A 14,137-nucleotide genomic window follows, 5' to 3' on the forward strand; every position below is an offset into this window, starting at 1 on the left:
GGGGGTCGTCGTTCCCCGGTGGTTCGGTGTGGCGGCGGTAGGGGTCAGCTGTAGAAGGCGGGGCGGTCGGCGAGTTCCACCTCGACGCGGCGGCCCTCGTTCTGGGCGCGGACGCCCGCCTCGCAGACCGCGGCCACGGCGTAGCCGTCCCAGGCGCTGGGGCCGGTGACCTCGCCGCGCCGGGTGGCGTCGACCCATGCCTGGACCTCGCGGTCGTACGCTTCCTCGAACCGCTCGACGAAGCCGGGGGTGACCGTGCCGCCCCAGCGTCCGCCGGTGCTGACGAGCATGTCGTGCCGGTCGCCGATGCGGGCGATGCCGTGCTCGCACACCGCCTCGGCCTGGACCTGGTAGCCGTAGCGGGCGTTGACGTAGATCTCGACGTCGACCAGGGCGCCGCCGTCGGTTTCGAAGACGACGAACTGCGGATCGGCCAGCCCTTCGGGCGCGTTGCCGGAGGGCCGCGGCCGCAGCACTGTGACGGACGTGATCTCCTGGCCGAGCAGCCAGCGGGTGATGTCCATCTCGTGGGTCACGGAGTCGTTGATGAGCATGGCGCTGGTGAAGTCCGGCGGGCAGGACGGGTTGCGGTGCCGGTTGTGCAGCATCAGCGGCCGGCCCAGTTCCCCGCTGTCCAGCAGCGCTTTGAGCTTGATGTACTCATGGTCGTAACGGCGCATGAAGCCCACCTGCACCCGGCGGTGCCCGAGCCGCTGCTCGGCCTCCAGCACGCGCAGGGCGGAGGCGGCGTCGGGGGTGAGGGGCTTCTCGCACAGGACGGGCAGGTCGTGCTCGAACGCGGTGAGCAGTGCCGCCTCGTGGGCGACGCCCGGGGAGGCGAGCAGCACCGCGTCGACGTCGGGTGAGGCCATCGCTTCGGCGACGTCGCCGTAGGCCGCGCATCCTTCGACGTCGGCGGCGACCGTCTTGGCGCGATCGATGTCGACGTCGACAACGGCGGCCACATGGGCGCCGCTGGTCACCTCGCTGATCCGGCGTACGTGATCGGCTCCCATGCGGCCGGCGCCGATCACGGCGACTCCGAGGGAGGTGCGGTAGGTCATGTGGTTCCTTGACTTGAGGGTGGGCGATGGCGGTGACGGTCAGCAGAGGGCCGGCCGAACCCACACGGGTCCGGCCGTGACCCGGGTCGTACGCGTCACCGTGTTCCCTTGGCGGCGAACGTGGCGACGGCCTCGACGTTGGACTTGTCGACGAAGGCCGGGCCGGTCAGCACGGGCGCCACGCCACCGCCGCTGTAGTTGCCGTTGTTCTTGTAGAGCCAGAGGGAGTCGACCGCCAGGTACCCCTGCAGGTAGGGCTGCTGGTCGACGGCGAACTGGATGCTGCCGCCCTGGATCGCCTTCACGAGTTCCTTGTTGAGGTCGAAGGTGGCGACCTTGGCCTTGCTGCCGCCGTCGGACACGGCCTGCGTGGCGGTCAGCGCGACCGGGGCGGCGAGGGTGACGACGTAGTCGATGGAAGGGTCCTGCTTGAGCTTGGCGGTGATGGTCGACTGCACGGACGGCATGTCGGCGCCATTGACGAACAGGTTTTCCGTCGTGCCCGTGAAGCCCTTCTTCACGCCCGCGCAGCGTGCCTCGAGGGCGACCTGGCCCTGTTCCTGAATGACACAGGCGACCTTCTTGGCACCGAGGGAACTCAGCTTCTTCCCGATCGCCTCGCCCGCGACGGTCTCGTCCTGGCCGAAGTACTCGAGCAGGCCCTGCTTCTTCCAGTCGTCCACACCGGAGTTGAAGCCGACCACGGGTATACCGGCCCGCACTGCCTTTGCCACCGTTTCCTTCATGGCATCGGGCTTGGCGAGGGTGACGGCGATGCCGTCGACCTTCTGGTCGATCGCGTTCTGCACCAGGTTGGCCTGGTTGCCCCCGATCGGGTCGGAGGAGTAGATCAGCTTGACGTTGTCCTTGGCGGCCGCGGCCTGGGCGCCCTTGCGGATGGTGTCCCAGAACGTGTCACCGGGGACGGCGTGGGTGATCATCGCGATGGTCATGCGGGGCGTGGTGGCCTTGCCGGCAGAGACGCCACCGGCGCTCTCCTCCGACTGCTTGCCGCCCGAGCTGCTGGAGCAGCCGGCGAGTGCCAGGACTGTACTGGCGGCCATGGCCACGAGCATGGTGAATCTGCGGGAGCGGGAGGGAAGCGAGCGGTTCATTTCGGCACCTCACTGTGCTGACTTGCGGGAAGGGGTGATCCACCGGCGGGACGCCACACATCCCGTTGTGGGTCGGGCGGGGAGCTATTGGGTAGCCTGCTGTGCGACTCGGGGGGATCAGAGGGTGAACGCGGCGCGGAACCGCTCCATCGCGGTGTGACTGTCGCCGGAGGGCCATGCCTCCAGGGCGACCGTGCCGTCGTAGCCGAGGTCGGTGAGGGCGTAGGCGACGGCCGGATAGTTGATCTCTCCGGTGCCGGGTTCGCAGCGGCCGGGCACGTCGGCGACCTGGATCTCTCCGATCAGGCCGGCGCCGTGCGCGCGGCGGATCAGTTCGATGAGGTTTCCCTCGTCGATCTGGGCGTGGTACAGGTCCAGATTCATCCGCAGACCGGGCCGATCGACTGCCGCGACCAGGGCGTAGGTGTCGGCGGCCCGCGCGAACGGGACGCCGGGGTGGTCGACGGCGGTGTTGAGGTTCTCCAAGGTGAAGGTGACGCCCGCGCTTTCGCCCAGTTCGGCCAGGCGGGTGAGCGTGCGGTGGGCGGTGATCCACATGTCGCCGGTGGCCTCGTCGGTCACCGGCACCACGGGCAGGCCCTCGCTGTCCAGGCCGGTGCCGTGCAGGTTGAGCCGGGGGCAGCCGAGATGCTCGGCGGCCTTGATCGACTCCTCGGCTGTGCGCAGGAGTTCGGCTGCGCCGTCCGGGTCGGTCAGGGTGCCGCGGATGTAGCCGGTCATCGAGGAGAACTCGGCGGGGGTCTGGGCCAGTGCGTTCAGGTCGTGCCGGGTCCAGTCCCAGATCTCCACCTGGAAGCCGGCCTCGTGGATGCGCCGGGCCCGCTCCTCGATCGGCAGGTCGCGGTAGACCATCTCGGCACAGACCGCCAACGTGTACATCGCAGCTCCAGAGTTATAACGTTCTAAGAGAACAGGAGCAGTACGCCAGGCGCCGGGCAGCCTGTCAAGGGTTTGTGCGGACATTTGATTTATAACGTTGTGACAACGTTGACCAGTGCGTGTCCTGCTTGGCTCGGTCTACGATCACCTCGGAGAAGACCCTCGATCAGGAAGGCCGACGGTGCCATCGCCCTCTGCCGTCCCGGACGGAAAGCGGCCGACGCTCAGCGACCTCGCGGCGCGGGCAGGTGTCTCCGTGCCGCTTGCCTCCATGGTCATGCGCGGTGCCAAGGGGCCCAGCGCGGCAAGTCGCGAGCGGGTGCTGCGGGCCGCGCAGGAGATCGGCTACCGGCCGGACAGCAGGGCCCGCCTCCTGCGCAGCAGCCGCTCGCACCTGGTGGGAGTGCAGTTCGACCTGCGACAGCCCTTCCACGCCGACATGGTTGAGGCGCTCTACGCCGCGGCGGGGGCGGCCGGCTATCAGATCGCGCTCAGCGCCGTCGCCGCGAGCCGCAGCGAACAGGAGGCGGTGGAGACGCTGCTCGCCGACCGCTGCGAGGCGTTGATCCTGCTCAGCCCCCATGCCCCGGCGGCCCGGCTGGCAGAACTCGCGGCGCAGCTTCCCGTCGTCTCCGTGGCCCGCCGGCTGCGTCCGCTCACCGACGGCGTCGACGTCGTCCGCGCGGCCGACGACGAGGGCGCCCGCCAGGCGGTCGACCACCTCGTGGCACTGGGCCATCGCGACATCGTCCACATCGACGGGGGCAGGGCGCCGGGCGCTGCCGATCGGCGCCGCGGCTACAAGTCGGCCATGAAGCACCACGGCCTCACCGACCGCGTCCGCCTCGTGCCGGGCGGGCTGACCGAGGACCACGGCGCGGCAGCCGCACGAACACTCCTCGCCGAGGCTGCCCGCCCCACCGCCGTCCTCGCCTTCAACGACCACTGCGCCATCGGCGTCCTCGACACCTTCCTGCGCGCCCGTATCCCTGTGCCCGACGAGATCTCGGTCGTCGGCTTCGACGACAGCCACCTCGCCCGCCTCGCCCACGTCCAACTCACCACGGTCGGGCAAGAAGCCCGCCAGCTGGCGCGCCGGGCCGTGAGCCGGGCCGTCGCCCGGCTGGAGGGTGGGGCGGCGGACGACGAACGAGAAGTCGTCGTCACACCACACCTCGTCATACGAAGCACCACCAGGGCACCTTGCCGCTCCTGACCCGCGCTGCCCCAGCCCCGGCCCGATCTGGTCGAAGTTCCACCGCGGCCCCGAAGGACCACCCGCGGCTGTCCGCCGAGGAACCCGCCTCCATCCAGGCGGACGCGCGAGCCAAGGAGGCAGGCAAGCGGGCGAACGCGAGCCGCTGCCTTGGATCGCGCTGTTCAGACACCGCACCACCTGGGGCATGGAACGGATGGGCATGAAGCGGATCGGTCGGCCGCCTGAGGCCAGTGAGCGGTGAGCTGCATGACGGCGCCGTGATCCGCAAGCCAGGAATGCGCACTGCTGTCCCCCGCGAATCCGGGTCCGGTTCGCCTACCGGTCGCGGGCGGCGCTCCGGAGGACGTCACGCACCCGGATCACGTCGGGGTTGGCACAGGCGCCCGGCCGATGCACGAGGAACAGGGTGCTGAGCGACGATCTCCTGCTTCGTGGAGGAGCGTGAGGCGGCCGCCGTCGAGGCAGTCCTTGCACAGCGAGCGCGGCAGCACACTGAATGCACCCAGCCGGGCCGTCGCCCTCAGGCAGAGGTGCCCGTGACCGCGGTGCCGGATCTGGTCAGCGTGTACGTCAAGATCGCCCCGCTCCAGAAGTGGAAGGTGAGGGTCACGGTGGTGTTGTCGGTGACAGCGTCGAAGAACGCGGTCGGCAAGGTGATCGTGCCTGCGGTGTAGTCCGGTGTGAAGGCCACATTGAACTGCTGGTACGTCGTCCAGGGCTGCGGACCGGCGGCGGTGCCGTCGGCATAGACGGCTTCCATGGTCGCCAACTTGTCTCCGTTGAACGCGGTGGGTATCACCAGCGAGGCTGTCGTACCCGTCGCGCTCGTCAGTACCGGCTTGTCATAGGTGATGACGTTGACGGCCCAAGGAATTCCTTCCGTGAACCGGAGGGACAGGACGGCATTCGTGCCGTACTCCTGTGATGCGGTCAGCCGGCTGAGCGTCGCCGCTGCGATCGTCAGCGTGTTGCCGCTGACGGTGTAGTCCACGCCCCGGATCAGGGGGCGGGTGCCGACATCGATCCTCAGCAGCCTGGTGCCGTTGAGGTTCAGCGTGATCGTCGCGTCCGTCGGGGTCTTGCCCTTGGGCACGAAGAGCTGATCAGTGGACGCGGTGCCGGAGCGCCCGGTCCAGCTCGACCGTATCTGCGCATAGAGGCTCGGGTCGTTCCATTGCAGGGTGCGGCGGTTGAAGCGACTGCCGTTGTCCCACAGCATCGTGGTCAAGCCCCGGTGGCGCGCGTAGTAGCCGAGATACTCGAGGTACTTGAGCGTCTCGCCCTGTTCGACCGTGCCGGGGCCGGAGTCCCAGCCGAGCAGCCCGTACTCACCGACGACGACCGGGATTCCCTTGGCCACGAAGGCCCTGTGCAGCAGGTCGAACGTGTCGGTCAGGTCCTGCTGGGTGGCCGCGTTGAAGGTCGTGTAGCCGGCGAGGTTCACGCTGAAGGGCCAGAAGCTGTAGTAGTGGACCGAGGCCACGAGGTTGGGGTCGTCGAGCGCGGCGAAGGTGGCGAGCAGGGTGTCGATCTTGGGCTGATCCGGGGTGTCCCCGAGGGTCGGCATGACGAGCAGGCGGTCGGCATTGCCTCCGCCGGTCGCGCGCACGACGGAGTGGAAGGTCGTGTTGAGCTCGTTCATCAGAACGGCGTTCTGCTGATCGCCGGAGCTGCCGGTGAAGAAGGGCTCGTTGATGCTCTCGAAGAGCAGTCGGCGCGATGCGTCCCGGAAGGTGGCCGCGATCTGCTGCCAGGTGGCCGTGTACTGCGCCAGGACCGCGTCATGCTGGGTCGGCATGTTCGGCACCCACTGCCACGCGTCGCCGTGCATGTTGATCAGAACGTAGAAGCCCTCGGCCAGGGCCCAGTCGACCACCTGCTTGATCCTGGCCAGGAACGCCGGGTCGAGGGTGTAGGTGGGAGCGGGGCCCTCGTGCTGACCCCAAGTCACCGGTATCCGGATGCTTTTGAATCCCTGCGCCTTCACCCTGCGCAAGAACGCCTGGGTCACCCGCGGGTTGCCCCACGCCGTCTCGTCGGCGCCGATGGCCTCGAAGCTGTTGCCCAGATTCCAGCCGGGCTGCATGTGTGCGACGACATCCATCGCGGACGCCGACGCGGCGGAACCGGTGGACCGGGCGGCGGCCTGGGCGGCCGTCGGGATGGACGACGCCGTGACGGCGAGGGCCGCGGAGGTCGTCATGACCTGGCGGCGAGTGAAACCGGCTGAACTCGGCATAGAACTCTCCATTGAGTCGAAAGGCCTGCCCCCTGCGTCGAATACGTCATCGTCGAAGCGCTTCGACACGGTGCGGGAGCCTAGCGCAACCTGACGACGGAGAGAACGGGCTAATCCGCATGGAACCTCAATCGAGTTTTCGAAAAGTTGCGCGTCGAAGCGCTTCTCCTCATGGGGCGTCAGGCGCGGCGTCACGCGAGCTCGTCGGGGTTCCCTGCTCATCTGCCGTTGATGCCGACCGGGCCGTCGGTCACCCAGCGGGGGATCTCACGCCTTCTCTGCACCCGGCCCGCGAGCAGCGGACCGGAAAGTCCCGACAAGTCACTGGCCATCGAGGCGCCCTGTTGTCCCGGGAATGAACCAAGAACAGAGGGTCAGGTGAACGGCCGAGGTTGAACACCAAGCTCAGCTTGACTCTGTCGGGGATCTTGGATGGTCGGGCTCAACTGCCGAGGGTTCGCCAGAAGATGTTCACGGCGATGGCCGTGAGGATGTGTTGCAGGTGGGCTTTCGGCTGTCCTCGATAGCGGCAGTGGCGCATGCCATGTCCGTGGGCGAACTCGTTGGGGGTCTGCTGTTCGGCGCGGACGCGGAGTTGCAGGTCGCGGAGTTCTCGTGGGGGAAAGCCGACGGTCCGGGCGCTGTCGGCGGTGGTGGTGCAGCGGGTACGGGCCGGGCAGGGGCGGTACTGGCTCTTGGTGAACTGGGCCACGATCAGCGGGGCGGCGGTGGGAGAGGAGGTCGGGTAGGGGCCGTGCCAGCCCGCGCTGACCTGGTCCTGGGGGCAGGTGACCTGGCGGCGCTCGAAGTCGATGTGGAAGTCGTCCCGGTCGAAACCGGGGAGGCTGCGCGAGGATGACATCCCCGCATTGCGGCATCGGGCGCGATCGGGGCCGAGCGACGGCGGGGGCGAAGCCCCCGCCAGTGACCGCTACGCGCTACTCGCCCTTCGGCCCCGCCTGCTGGACGACCTCGAAGGACCACAGGGTGGACCCGCTGGCCGCCGGCTTGGGGCGTTCGCCGCCTTCCGTGCCGCCGCCCTGGTGGGCCGACTTCATGGGGCCCTCCATCCAGGCCTGGAAGGACTCCTCGTCACGCCAGCGCGTGTACACGAGGTAGGTGTCGGTGCCCTCGACCGGCCGCAGGAGCTCGAACCACTCGAACCCGTCGGAGTTCTCCACGGCGTGCGCACGGGAGGCGAAGCGCTTCTCCAGCGTCTCGCGCTGCTCGGCGGGGACGGTCAGTACGTTGATCTTGACTACGCTCATGGTGCTCATCCTGCCGCACGGCCGCAGCCGGACGCGCAGCGGCTCGTGCCGCACCGCCGGCCGGCGCGAAGTTCACGTTGCCGGGCATGTCGCCGTACAACCCTCCAGGCAGCTGACTGGTCTCAACCACCGTACGAATCAATCCGACCTTCCAGTACATCTCGTTCCAACGGGGGAACACATGAGCCTGGTCCGTAATCAGCACCGCAACCGCAACCGCACTCGTCGTGCCGTGACCGCAGTCGCCACTCTCCTCACGGCGGCCGTCCTCGGGACGGCGGGCGCCGGAGCGTCCAGCGCCGGCGCCGCGGCGCCGCAGACACGGCAGATCGCCTCGTCCGTCCTCGGCAGCGACTACAAGGTCACGTTGACCGCCCTGCGGTCGACACAGGACGAGAACGCCGCCTCGGTGCGGCTGCAGGTCTACACACAGAGCGGTGGCGCGTGGAAGGAGTCCGACCGGGTCACCGTGGGAGACGTCGACGGGTGGTTCTGGTACCCGCTGACGGGCAGTGGCGCCGTCTGCGAGTTCTCCACCGCGAGCACGGACCCCGCGCCGCTCACCGTGAGCCTGCTGATCACACCTTCCATCGGCTGCTCGGAGCCCACGCACTACGAGGTGAAGGAAGGCAGGGTGTTCGCCGGCTGACCGCGATCCGATCGACACAGCAGGCTCTGTCGTCGCTTTCGTCCGAGATGCCCCACTGCTTCGACCAATTCAGGACGAGTACTCGCGCCCTGGCTGGGAACCAGCGGGGTGGAAGCAGCACGACGAGTCACGGCGGCCGACGGGCGGACGGGCCGAAGAAGGTGTGATGGCTACCGAATCGCGTGGGGGCGGCAAACCGTCCTCCGAAGAGATCGAGGACTGGGAGGTCGGGTTTGACGGGGGATTCGGTGATGTGACGAGAGCCCGCCAGTGCGCGGAGGAGTTCCTGAGCACGCTGGCGCGGTCCTCACCGCCGGCGGCGCCCGAGTACCGGGACGACATCCTGCTGGTCGTCAGCGAGCTCGCCGCCAACGCCATCCAGTACGCTCCGGGGCCGTTCCAGCTGACGCTGCGCAAGGCGTTCGACGGTGTGCACGTGACGCTCGGCGACACGAGCACCACTTCACCGGCGCCGCGTCCCTTCCACCCGGGCAAGGGCGGTGGCGGCGGTATCGGCTGGTATCTGCTCCACACACTGTGTGATCAGGTCAGCGTGGTGGTGCGTGAGGACGGCAAGGACGTGCACGCGTTCCTGCCCTGGTGAAGGACGTGCACGCGTTCCTGTCCTGGTGAAGGACGTGCACGCGTTCCCGCCCTGGTCTCTCACGTCAGCGGCACCAGCACGCCGACCGTCTTGCCGCCCTCCCGGCGGTGCTCGATGAGGATCTCCCGGGAGAGGCGGATGATCAGCGGCCATCCGTATCCGCTGCCCTCGTGCGATCGGGGCAAGGTGCCCGGCCCGAAGGCGGCGGAGGGAACGGCGTCGCTGTAGTCGTGCACGCTCAGCTTCACCCCCTCGGGAAGCAGGGCCACCTCGAACCCCGCTAGGCCGCCGCCGTGCCGGATGGCGTTGGTGACCAGTTCCGACACGACCAGCAGGAGGTCCATGAGGGCTCTCTCGCTCGCCGCGCCGGACTGCGCACGCCAGTGCTCGTCCACGAGCGACCGCACATACCTGCGTGCCGTCGCCGCGCTGGTGATCGGGGCCGACCGGCCAGGCGCCGTCCCGCTGTCCTCGGCCGGACGGCGCTCCGCCGGCTTCACGGTTGCTCGTCCGCTGCCCGCGGGATGCTCGTCTTGCCCCGAGCATCGCAGGCGCGCACCAAGAGGGCTGCGGCTTGTGTCACTTCACTCCTCGCACGCTGTCGTCTCCACTCCTCGTCGCCCGTCCACGTCCATGTGGCTCGGCTACCCGTTCGCGCCCGATCCATGGGGCAGAGCGGCGTAGTACGCACCGACGGTGGACAGGTACGCGGGATCGAGGGTCTCGCGGTCGGTCTCGAAGCGGGGCGCCGCCTTGGCCTCCGCCCGGGTGCACCCCACGGTGACCACCCGGGTCGTCATGTCGACGCCGGTGACCGTGCCCGCGGGTATCAGCAGGCTTCTGCCGAACACCCACGCGCCCGTGTCGACGATCAAGTGCCGCAGGGGTGTGTCATCGGCCTGGCGGTCCACATGGCCGACGATCCCGTCGGTCGCCTCGACCGTGAACCCCGTGAGCGTCCGCCCCTCCTGGTGGCCGCTGCCGGGAGGATACGACCAGATTCTGTCGGTGCTCACATCGCTTCCTTCTCCGTGTCGTAGCTTCCTTCTTCATCACTGGTCCCGCCGCATCAGTGCTCGGGCTGGGACCCCGGGTCCAGAGCCTCGTCCCGCACCCGTGCGCAGCACCGGCTGATGATGCGGGAGACGTGCATCTGCGAGATGCCCAGGCGATCGGCGATGCGGCTTTGCGTCATGTCCTCGAAGAAACGCATGTACAAGATGGCGCGCTCGCGCTCGGGCAGCCGCCGCAGCCCCTCCTTCGCCGCCTCCCGGTCGACGACGACGTCGTACGCCTCGTCGCAGGCGCCGATCGTGTCGGCGAGGCTGAAGCCGTCGTCGCTCGAGGACATCTCGGCGTCGAGGGACAGCGTGCTGAAGCTCTCCAGGGCCTCCAACCCCGCGTTGACCTCGTCCTCGGTGAGCCCCGCGTGAGCGGCGATCTCGGCGACCGACGGCATGGCGCCGCCCGCGGTCTCGGTGAGGTCGCGACGCGCGAACCGCACCTTGTTGCGCAGCTCCTGGACACGGCGGGGGACCCGCAGGGCCCACATCCGGTCGCGGAAGTGCCGCTTGATCTCTCCGGTGATGGTGGGCACGGCATAGCTCTCGAAGGCCCCCCGTCCGGGCTCGAACCGGTCTATCGCCTTCACCAGTCCGAGGGCCGCGACCTGGCGCAGATCCTCCAGCGACTCCCCGCGGTTGCGGAATCGGCCGGCGATGCGGTGGGCCATGGGCAGCCACGCCTTGGTGAGTTCGTCGCGTACCGCGTCTCGTTCGGGCCCTTCGGGCAGAGCGGCCAGGCGGGCGAAGTCGGCAGCGGTGTCGGGGGCGTCGTCGTGGACGCGTCCCCCCGACACTCGGGGACGGGCGGCAGCGAGGTCGGAACCATGAGCGGACGTCTCAACCAGCATGGGGAACAGCTCCTGAACGGCGTTCTCAGGGAATCTCCGTGGGAAACGGTGCACGGGGCACGAAAGCCCCGGAGCGGTCACACCTCCAGCACCGGTGCGCCTCTGGTCCGAAGCACGAAATCCCGCATGCCCCACGACCGACCACGCAAACTGCTCCGGACACACGAGGGGCGACAAAGGGCCGACGTCGGCCGGGGGCCTGCGCGGACGGCGTGTCCGGAATCGACCGCGTCCAGGGGCGACTTCACGCCAGAAGTCACCACCGGGCCGTGTTTCCGGCGACCGAAGGGGAGTGAGCCGCGCGAGCCAGGGCACGCGGGGAAAGGCAACTGGTTTCGGCAATCGGGAGGGCGGCATGGCAGCCGTGACGGTGGCGCAGGCAACGGCCACGGCACAGGAGACGGTCACGACGGACGGGGCGGCGCTGCCGCTGATCGAGGATCCGACGAAAGTGAGGCCCCAGGACGCACGCGAGTTGTCGCGTCAGTTCTTCGACCGCCTGGCCATGTTGGAAGAGGGCACGCACGAGCACCAGTACGTACGCAACACGTTGATCGAGATCAACCTGTCGCTCGTGCGGTACGCCGCGTCGCGCTTCCGCGCCCGTGGGGACTCGCTGGAGGACGTCGTCCAGGTCGGGACCATCGGGCTGATCAAGGCCATCGACCGCTTCGAGGTGTCCCGGGAGGTCGAGTTCACGACGTTCGCCGTCCCGTACATCGTCGGCGAGATCAAGCGCTTCTTCCGCGACACGAGCTGGGCGGTCCATGTGCCGCGCCGCCTGCAGGAGGCGCGCGTGGAGCTGACCAGGGCGACGGAGGAACTCCGCTCCCGGCTGGGCCGCACGCCGACCACCCCCGAGCTCGCACAGCTGATGTCGCTGTCGGAGGAAGAGGTGATCGAGGCCCGCAAGGCCGCCAACGGCTACCGGTCCGCCTCCCTCGACGCGGCCGTCACCTCCGACGCCGAGAACGGCGAGTCCGTCCTGGCCGACCTCCTCGGTGAGGAGGATCCCTCGCTGGAACTCGTCGAGGACTTCCACTCGTTGGCACCCCTGATCGCCGGTCTCGACGAGCGTGAGCGCCGGATCCTCCATCTGCGTTTTGTCGAGGAGCTCACCCAGGCGCAGATCGCCGACCGCATCGGCGTCTCCCAGATGCACGTCTCGCGGCTCATCAGCCGCATCATCAAGCAGCTGCGCGCCGGGCTGTTGGAGCCCGGGGTCGCCTGACCGGTACCGGCCGAGGGCTGGTGTCGTCGATACGAGTGGTGTCGGTCGAGGGACGAGTGGTGTCCGTCGAGGTGGGCCGCGGCCGAGGTGTCGTCAGCCCACCTCGACCCTCGACTCGACCCGGCCGACCGGCCGTCCACCCGGCACCCGGTCAGCTTCCGCCGACCGGGTGCCGGCACTGTGCCGACAGGGGAATCACGGCGGTGACGCACTTGCCGCCGGCCGGGAGATCCGACACCAGCACGGTCTGGGACAGCCTGCACACGATCGGCCAGCCGCGGCCTCCACAGCGGTGCCGTCCCTGGCGGTCGACCGGGTCCACAGTGACCGGCCGGCGCCGCTCCCGGTCACTGACGGACAGGTACAGGTTCTGGCCCACGACCTCGGCGTCGAAGCCGGTGACGCCGCCGCCGTGCAGCATCGCGTTGGTCGTCAACTCCGATGCCACCAGCAGCGCGTCCGAGAGTGCGTCCGGCCCGCACGCGGTGCCCCGCGTACGTGACTCTTCGGACAGGACCTGCCGCACGGCTCCGCGTGCCTCGGCCGGACTCAGCGGTCCGTGGCGCGCACGGCCCGCGTCCGCCGGGCTCCTGGTGGCGCCGATCCGGTACTTCTCACTCATCCTTCCGCTCCCTGACCGAGGCGAGGGGTTCTCCCTATTCGCGTGACCAGTCCACCAGCCGCCAAACCGCTCTTCGGGCAGTGTGTAAGGGGGATTCGGGGGTAGGCGGGCGAACGCATCGACGGCCGGTCGACAGCGGCCGAGTCGGCAGGACAGAAGTGTCGATCCGCGATGCATCAAATCCGTCCGGCGGGGCACCCGTCCCGATCGTCAACGCCTATGGGAGGTACTTGTGTCCGTTGCCCAGAATCCCTTGTCGATCAAGGTGGAAGTGCCCCGCGAAGATGCCGTGCTGCTCACGGTCGAGGGCGACCTGGACATGGATACAGCGACCGAGTTGCAGCACCACATCGCCAACCAGCTCCACCACGGCCGACGTCACTTCCTATTGGACATCGCCGACGTTCCCTTCATGGACTCGTCCGGCATGAACATCATCCTGCGCGCCTATCAGGAGGTGCGGGAGCTTCCGGGCGGTGTGTACGTCATCTCCCCGGCGCCCGCCGTCCGGCGGATCCTGGATCTCACCGGTGTCAGCATCACCGTCCCCATCGTGGCGAGCGCCGAGGAGGCGCTCGCCGCCGCGGACGCCGGGCCGGCGGACCCCGAGCCGCCGAACCCGGAGGAGGGGTGAAGACGGCTTCCGGGGAAGGCGGTTCATCGATCGCGAGCCGCGCCCACAGCACCGACAGTTGTCGTTTGACAACTGTGACTGTGAGGAAACAGAGTGAGCGAGTCCAGCGCGGGAGGGGTGTGGAACGTGCCGATCAGCAACGACGACTTCCCGCGTCGCCCGCGGGATTCAGGTGCTCCTGATACCGGAGGCTTCGTCGCCCTCGTGGATCCCCGCGGACGCCGCGGCGCAGAACGCCTCCAGACCCTCCAGCAGAGCGGTCCGCTTCGTGACCGGCATCTGCTCCAGCACGGACCACAGAGCGGCTTCGCGTCGTCCGCGCAGCCCCGCCAGGAACGACCGGCCGCGACGGCTCAGCCGCAGTCGCAGCTCGCGGCGGCTGGAGGCGCTGGGCCCGCGTTCGACGAAGCCGACCGCCTGGAGACGGTCGCACAGCCGGCTGGTCGACGACGGCGTGGAGCCAAGGGCCTCGGCGAGCATGCGCAGGTTGATGCCGTCGGTGTGTTCCAGGACGAACAGCACGCGGATCTGGGAGGCGGACACCGGTGCTGTCGAAGCCCGGCCCCACAAGACCTCCAGCAACTCGGCGGCCTCGGAGGTCACATGCGCCACCTCGTCCGGCCGCGGATGCGAGTGGGAGGAAGTCACGCCTCCACCCTTTCAGTCTTCCCGGGCACTGT

At 68.8% G+C, this 14,137-nt stretch carries 16 protein-coding genes; 5 read left to right on the forward strand and 11 right to left on the reverse strand.

Annotated features, from left to right (window positions below):
• Positions 1–44: 44 nt before the first annotated feature.
• From ACTMVF_RS24420 to ACTMVF_RS24430, 3 genes are all read right to left on the reverse strand, one after another.
• Positions 45–1,064: a Gfo/Idh/MocA family protein gene (locus tag ACTMVF_RS24420; RefSeq protein WP_441273233.1), complete on the reverse strand. Its 1,020-nt coding sequence runs from the start codon at positions 1,062–1,064 to the stop codon at positions 45–47.
• A 95-nt stretch (positions 1,065–1,159) separates the two neighbouring features.
• On the reverse strand, positions 1,160–2,179 hold the full coding sequence (locus ACTMVF_RS24425) for a sugar ABC transporter substrate-binding protein (protein ID WP_441273234.1): 1,020 nt from the start codon (positions 2,177–2,179) through the stop codon (positions 1,160–1,162).
• A gap of 117 nt (positions 2,180–2,296) precedes the next feature.
• A complete protein-coding gene (locus ACTMVF_RS24430; protein ID WP_441273235.1) occupies positions 2,297–3,079 on the reverse strand; it encodes a TIM barrel protein in 783 nt (260 codons plus the stop codon).
• 181 nt (positions 3,080–3,260) lie between these two features.
• On the opposite strand from ACTMVF_RS24430, the gene ACTMVF_RS24435 reads away from it, so the two are divergent.
• Positions 3,261–4,295 (forward strand): LacI family DNA-binding transcriptional regulator, encoded by a 1,035-nt coding sequence (locus ACTMVF_RS24435; protein WP_441273236.1) that lies wholly within the window; start codon positions 3,261–3,263, stop codon positions 4,293–4,295.
• 523 nt (positions 4,296–4,818) lie between these two features.
• Here ACTMVF_RS24435 and ACTMVF_RS24440 read toward each other — a convergent pair.
• From ACTMVF_RS24440 to ACTMVF_RS24450, 3 genes are all read right to left on the reverse strand, one after another.
• Positions 4,819–6,732, reverse strand: coding sequence for a cellulase family glycosylhydrolase (locus tag ACTMVF_RS24440; protein WP_441273237.1), 1,914 nt, complete (start codon positions 6,730–6,732; stop codon positions 4,819–4,821).
• 247 nt (positions 6,733–6,979) lie between these two features.
• A complete protein-coding gene (locus ACTMVF_RS24445) occupies positions 6,980–7,399 on the reverse strand; it encodes a hypothetical protein (RefSeq protein ID WP_441273238.1) in 420 nt (139 codons plus the stop codon).
• A 76-nt stretch (positions 7,400–7,475) separates the two neighbouring features.
• Positions 7,476–7,805, reverse strand: a complete 330-nt coding sequence (locus ACTMVF_RS24450) for an antibiotic biosynthesis monooxygenase family protein (protein WP_441273239.1) — start codon at positions 7,803–7,805, stop codon at positions 7,476–7,478.
• Between the two features lie 181 nt (positions 7,806–7,986).
• On the opposite strand from ACTMVF_RS24450, the gene ACTMVF_RS24455 reads away from it, so the two are divergent.
• Together ACTMVF_RS24455 and ACTMVF_RS24460 are read left to right on the forward strand one after the other, a co-directional pair.
• Entirely contained in the window at positions 7,987–8,454 is a 468-nt protein-coding gene (locus ACTMVF_RS24455) for a hypothetical protein (RefSeq protein ID WP_441273240.1), read from the forward strand.
• Between the two features lie 166 nt (positions 8,455–8,620).
• Positions 8,621–9,058 carry an ATP-binding protein gene (locus ACTMVF_RS24460; protein WP_441273241.1) on the forward strand — a complete coding sequence of 146 codons (438 nt, stop codon included), beginning with the start codon at positions 8,621–8,623 and terminating at the stop codon, positions 9,056–9,058.
• Positions 9,059–9,117: 59 nt separating this feature from the next.
• Here ACTMVF_RS24460 and ACTMVF_RS24465 read toward each other — a convergent pair whose 3' ends face one another.
• The 3 genes from ACTMVF_RS24465 to ACTMVF_RS24475 all read right to left on the reverse strand — a co-directional run bounded on the left by ACTMVF_RS24465 (position 9,118) and on the right by ACTMVF_RS24475 (position 10,970).
• The gene (locus tag ACTMVF_RS24465; protein WP_441273242.1) at positions 9,118–9,558 is read right to left on the reverse strand and encodes an ATP-binding protein; all 441 of its coding nucleotides are present in this window, start codon (positions 9,556–9,558) and stop codon (positions 9,118–9,120) included.
• Positions 9,559–9,702: 144 nt separating this feature from the next.
• Entirely contained in the window at positions 9,703–10,074 is a 372-nt protein-coding gene (locus ACTMVF_RS24470; protein ID WP_441273243.1) for a PRC-barrel domain containing protein, read from the reverse strand.
• 53 nt (positions 10,075–10,127) lie between these two features.
• Complete coding sequence (locus tag ACTMVF_RS24475; protein ID WP_441273244.1) at positions 10,128–10,970, reverse strand: RNA polymerase sigma factor SigF; 843 nt, start codon at positions 10,968–10,970, stop codon at positions 10,128–10,130.
• A gap of 355 nt (positions 10,971–11,325) precedes the next feature.
• On the opposite strand from ACTMVF_RS24475, the gene ACTMVF_RS24480 reads away from it, so the two are divergent.
• Complete coding sequence (locus ACTMVF_RS24480; protein WP_441273245.1) at positions 11,326–12,201, forward strand: RNA polymerase sigma factor SigF; 876 nt, start codon at positions 11,326–11,328, stop codon at positions 12,199–12,201.
• Positions 12,202–12,352: 151 nt separating this feature from the next.
• On the opposite strand, the gene ACTMVF_RS24485 is transcribed toward ACTMVF_RS24480, so the two are convergent.
• On the reverse strand, positions 12,353–12,823 hold the full coding sequence (locus ACTMVF_RS24485; protein WP_441273246.1) for an ATP-binding protein: 471 nt from the start codon (positions 12,821–12,823) through the stop codon (positions 12,353–12,355).
• Between the two features lie 232 nt (positions 12,824–13,055).
• Here ACTMVF_RS24485 and ACTMVF_RS24490 point away from each other — a divergent pair, with 232 nt between their 5' ends.
• Positions 13,056–13,457 carry an STAS domain-containing protein gene (locus tag ACTMVF_RS24490; protein WP_441273247.1) on the forward strand — a complete coding sequence of 134 codons (402 nt, stop codon included), beginning with the start codon at positions 13,056–13,058 and terminating at the stop codon, positions 13,455–13,457.
• Positions 13,458–13,625: 168 nt separating this feature from the next.
• On the opposite strand, the gene ACTMVF_RS24495 is transcribed toward ACTMVF_RS24490, so the two are convergent.
• A complete protein-coding gene (locus ACTMVF_RS24495; RefSeq protein WP_441273248.1) occupies positions 13,626–14,105 on the reverse strand; it encodes a MarR family winged helix-turn-helix transcriptional regulator in 480 nt (159 codons plus the stop codon).
• Between the last annotated feature and the right edge of the window lie 32 nt (positions 14,106–14,137).

Origin of the sequence: Streptomyces sp. SD31 (assembly GCF_052068475.1) — a bacterium.
Lineage (GTDB): Bacteria > Actinomycetota > Actinomycetes > Streptomycetales > Streptomycetaceae > Streptomyces.